The 4,246-nt window shown below is 65.2% G+C and carries 5 protein-coding genes and 1 pseudogene; all 6 read left to right on the top strand.

The window, feature by feature from the left end; genetic code table 11:
* A pseudogene (locus RT662_RS11915) lies at positions 1-146 on the top strand (aminoacyl-tRNA hydrolase); the annotation flags it as partial.
* Positions 147-193: 47 nt separating this feature from the next.
* Complete coding sequence (gene ychF / locus RT662_RS11920; protein ID WP_313670927.1) at positions 194-1,294, top strand: redox-regulated ATPase YchF; 1,101 nt, start codon at positions 194-196, stop codon at positions 1,292-1,294.
* The gene (locus tag RT662_RS11925) at positions 1,284-2,492 is read left to right on the top strand and encodes a molybdopterin-dependent oxidoreductase (protein ID WP_313670928.1); all 1,209 of its coding nucleotides are present in this window, start codon (positions 1,284-1,286) and stop codon (positions 2,490-2,492) included. The genes ychF and RT662_RS11925 overlap by 11 nt, the downstream gene beginning before the upstream one ends.
* The gene (locus RT662_RS11930) at positions 2,492-2,788 is read left to right on the top strand and encodes a cytochrome c (RefSeq protein ID WP_313670929.1); all 297 of its coding nucleotides are present in this window, start codon (positions 2,492-2,494) and stop codon (positions 2,786-2,788) included. Before RT662_RS11925 ends, RT662_RS11930 begins: the two co-directional genes overlap by 1 nt.
* Positions 2,789-2,821: 33 nt before the next feature.
* Positions 2,822-3,679, top strand: coding sequence for a glycine--tRNA ligase subunit alpha (locus tag RT662_RS11935; protein ID WP_313670930.1), 858 nt, complete (start codon positions 2,822-2,824; stop codon positions 3,677-3,679).
* A partial coding sequence (locus RT662_RS11940; protein ID WP_313670931.1) for a glycine--tRNA ligase subunit beta occupies positions 3,676-4,246 on the top strand: 571 nt, incomplete at its 3' end. The genes RT662_RS11935 and RT662_RS11940, both read left to right, overlap by 4 nt.

Consider the following 4,246-nt stretch of genomic DNA (forward strand, 5'->3'; position numbering starts at 1 on the left):
CCGGGCACGTGTTGGGCAATTTCGCCAAGGTGGAAATGGACCCGCTCGCCGATCTTCTTGGTGTGCTGGCCGCCGAACTGCCCACGCTGCTGGCCGGTGATGAACCCCGCTACCTGTCCGACATCGCGCTGCGGTTGCAGCCCTGAACTTCGCGCCCTAGAGAGCGCTCAAACATCCTGCCAGGAACTTCATCATGCCCATCCGCGTCGGTATCGTCGGCCTGCCCAACGTCGGCAAATCCACCCTGTTCAACGCGCTCACGCAAACCGCGGCGGCGCAGGCGGCCAATTATCCGTTCTGCACGATCGAGCCGAACGTGGGCAATGTGGCCGTGCCAGACCCGCGCATCGACAAGCTGGCGTCCATCGCCAAGAGCCAGAAGATCATCGAAACCCAATTGGGCTTCACCGATATCGCCGGCCTGGTGAAGGGTGCTTCCAAGGGCGAAGGCCTGGGCAACCAGTTCCTCGCCAACATCCGCGAGACCGACGCCATTGCGCATGTGCTGCGCTGCTTCATCGATGATGACGTGACCCACGTTGCCGGCAAGGTCGATCCGGTGGAAGACGCCGAAACCGTCGAGACCGAGCTGATGCTGGCCGACCTTGAAAGCCTGGAAAAGCGCGTGCCGCAGCTGCTGAAAAAGGCGCAGCAGGGCGACAAGGAAGCAAAGGTGCAAGCGGCGGTGCTGGGCCAGGCGCTGGCCCTTCTGCAGGCCGGCAAGCCCGCCCGCCTGACCGAGCCGAAGGATGAGGACGAAGCCCGCGCCCTGAAGAACGCCCAGCTGCTCACCACCAAGCCGGTGCTCTATGTGTGCAACGTGGAAGAAGCCAGCGCCGCCACCGGCAACGCCTTGAGCGAGGCCGTGGCGAAGATGGCCGCCGGGATCGGTGCCAGTGCCGTGGTGGTTTCGGCCGCCATCGAAGCCGAGATCGCCACGATGGAGCCAGCCGACCGCCAGGAATATCTGGAGAGCCTGGGCCTCCACGAAACTGGCCTCGCCCGCGTTGTGCGCGCGGCCTATGAATTGCTCGGCCTGATCACCTTCTTCACCGTCGGCCCCAAGGAAGCCCGCGCCTGGACGGTGAAGCGCGGTTCCAAGGCTCCGCAGGCTGCCGGCGAAATCCACGGCGATTTCGAGAAGAAGTTCATCCGCGCCGAAACCATCGGCTTTGATGACTATGTCACGCTGGGCGGCGAAACCGCCGCCAAGGACGCCGGCCGTCTGCGCGCCGAAGGCAAGGAATATGTGGTGCAGGATGGCGACGTGATGCACATCCTGCATGGCGCCTGACGGCGGCGACCGCTACACCATCCCCATGCTCAACCGCCGCACCCTTATCGCCTCCGCCCTTGCGGCACCCGCTGCGGCGCAGGTCGATCTGGGCTTTGCGGACAATGGCCTGCGGCCCACGACGCGCGCTTTCCCGCAAAAAGGCGAGATGATCCTGCAGCGCGCAACGCCGCCGCTGCTGGAAACGCCGATCAGCGTGTTTGATGCGCATGATTTCACGCCGAACGATCGATTTTATGTGCGCTGGCATTATCCGTTCCCGACCGAAATCGATCCGGCCAAGCACCGGCTGCGCATCGCCGGCCATGTTGGCAAGCCGCTCAACCTGTCGCTGGCCGATCTCGCCAAGCTGCCGCGCGTCGCCATTGCCGCGGTGAATCAGTGCGCCGGCAACGGCCGCGGCCTGTTCAACCCGCGCATGGCCGGCGCCCAATGGGGCAATGGCGCGATGGGCAATGCGCTGTGGGAAGGCGTGCGGTTGAAGGATGTGCTGGCGCTGGCCGGCGTCAATCCTGGCGCGGTCGCCGTGCGCTTCGGCGGGCTCGACACGCCGCTGGTGGAGGCCGCGCCCGATTTCGAGAAATCGCTGCCCATCGATCACGCGCTGACCGACGACGTGCTGATCGCCTGGGGCATGAACGGCCAGCCGCTGCCACTGTTGAACGGCTTTCCGCTGCGCCTCGTCGTGCCGGGCTGGTATTCCACCTATTGGGTGAAGATGCTCGATCACATCGAGGTGCTGGACAAGGCGGATGAAGGCTTCTGGATGGCCAAGGCCTATCTGCAACCCGCCAATGCGCTGGCCGATATCAAGCCGGGCGCCCCGGCCGGCCCGCGTGTGCCGGTCACCAATATGCGGCCGCGCGCCGTCATCACCAACATCGCCGATAACGCCAAACTGCCGCCACGCGGGTTTACACCGGTGCAGGGCGTGGCGCTGGGCGGCGATCAGGGCTTGAAGACGGTGGAGCTATCCGCCGATGGCGGCCGCAGCTGGGTGCCAGCGCAGCTTGGCCCCGATCATGGCCGCTACAGTTTCCGCCGGTTCCGGGGTGCGCTGGCGCTGCCGCTGGGCAAGCACATCATCATGGCCCGCGCCACCAATTCCGCCGGGGTTTCGCAGCCACTCACCCAGAACTGGAACCCGTCTGGCTACAACCGCGCCGGCGTTGATCCGGTCCGCGTGGAGATCGCCTGATGCGCCTCGCTCTTGCTCTTGCCGCCTTGGCCCTTATCGCCGCCGCCCCGCCAACCAAGCGCCTGGCGGTCGAACTGCCCGATGCCGAAGGCCTGCTGCCCGAACGCTATGGCGTGTCATCCGAAGCGGTGAACAACAATTGCCTGGCCTGCCACAGCGCCGCGATGATCACCGCCCAGCCGCGCCTCAGCCGCGTGCAATGGGGCGAAACCATCGCCAAGATGCGCACTGTCTATGCAGCCCCAATCGATCCGGCGGATGACAAGGCGATCCTGGATTGGCTTGTCGCTGATTGACCTGCCAAGCCCGCGCCCGCTAAGGGCCACAGCGTGAGCAAGCCCCTATCCTTCCAGTCGATGATCCTCGCGCTCCAGCACTATTGGGGCGGCCACGGCTGCGTGATCCTGCAACCGCATGATCTGGAAGTGGGGGCAGGCACATTCCACCCGGCCACCACGCTGCGCAGCCTGGGGCCGGATCACTGGAATGCCTGTTACGTGCAGCCCAGCCGCCGGCCTTCGGATGGCCGCTATGGCGAAAACCCCAACCGGCTGCAGCATTACTACCAGTTCCAGGTGATCCTGAAGCCCAGCCCGGCCGATCTGATCGGCCTCTATCTCGGCAGTCTGGACGCCATCGGCATTGATCGCGCCAAGCATGACGTGCGCTTTGTGGAGGATGACTGGGAAAGCCCCACTTTGGGCGCCTGGGGCCTGGGCTGGGAAGTGTGGTGCGACGGCATGGAAGTGAGCCAGTTCACCTATTTCCAGCAGGTGGCCGGCCATGATTGCGCGCCGGTGGCGGGCGAGCTGACCTACGGGCTTGAACGCCTCGCCATGTATATCCAGGGCGTCGAGAGCATTTACGATCTGGCCTACAACGATAGCGGCGTGACCTATGGCGACGTGTTCCTGAAGAACGAGCAGCAGTTCAGCGCCTATAATTTCGAAGCCGCCAACACCGAGAAGCTGTTCCAGCATTTCAAGGACGTTTCCGATGAATGCCGGGCGCTGGTGGCACGCAACCTGCCGCTGCCGGCCTATGACCAGGCGATCAAGGCCAGCCACCTGTTCAACCTGCTCAATGCGCGCGGCGTGATTTCGGTGGCGGAACGCCAAGCCTATATCGGCCGCGTGCGCGATCTGGTGAAGGCCGTGGCGGATTGCTGGGTGGAGCAAGGCAAGTGAAGTTCCTCCTTGAGCTCCAGTCCGAAGAAATTCCGGCCCGCATGCAGGCTGCGGCGGCTGACCAGCTGCGCACGCGCTTCGTCGATGCGTTGAAGGCTGCCGGCCTCGCGCATGGCATCCTCACCGCCGATGCCACCCCGCGCCGGCTTTGGCTGATTGCGGACGATGTCGCCGCCGCCAGCGAAGGCAGTGCGGAGGAAGTGAAAGGCCCTGCCGCCACCGCTCCGGCGCAGGCCATCGACGGCTTCCTGAAGAAAACCGGCTTGACCCGCGACCAGTTGGAAGAGCGTGAGACGCCCAAGGGGATCGTGCTGTTCGCCCTGCTGCGCCGCGAAGGCCGCTCGGCGGCGGAAATCCTGGCCGAGGCTATCCCTCAGATCATCCGCGATTTCGCCTGGCCCAAATCCATGCGCTGGGGCGTGGCCAGCCAGTCCACCGCCGCCCCGCGCTGGGTGCGCCCGCTCACCGGCATCGTCGCGCTGCTTGATGGCGATGTGGTGGCCTGCGAAGCGCATGGCATCACTTCCGGCCGCGACACGCGTGGACACCGCGTTCATGCGCCGGGCG

The organism is Sandarakinorhabdus sp. (assembly GCF_032115815.1).
Lineage (GTDB): Bacteria > Pseudomonadota > Alphaproteobacteria > Sphingomonadales > Sphingomonadaceae > Sandarakinorhabdus.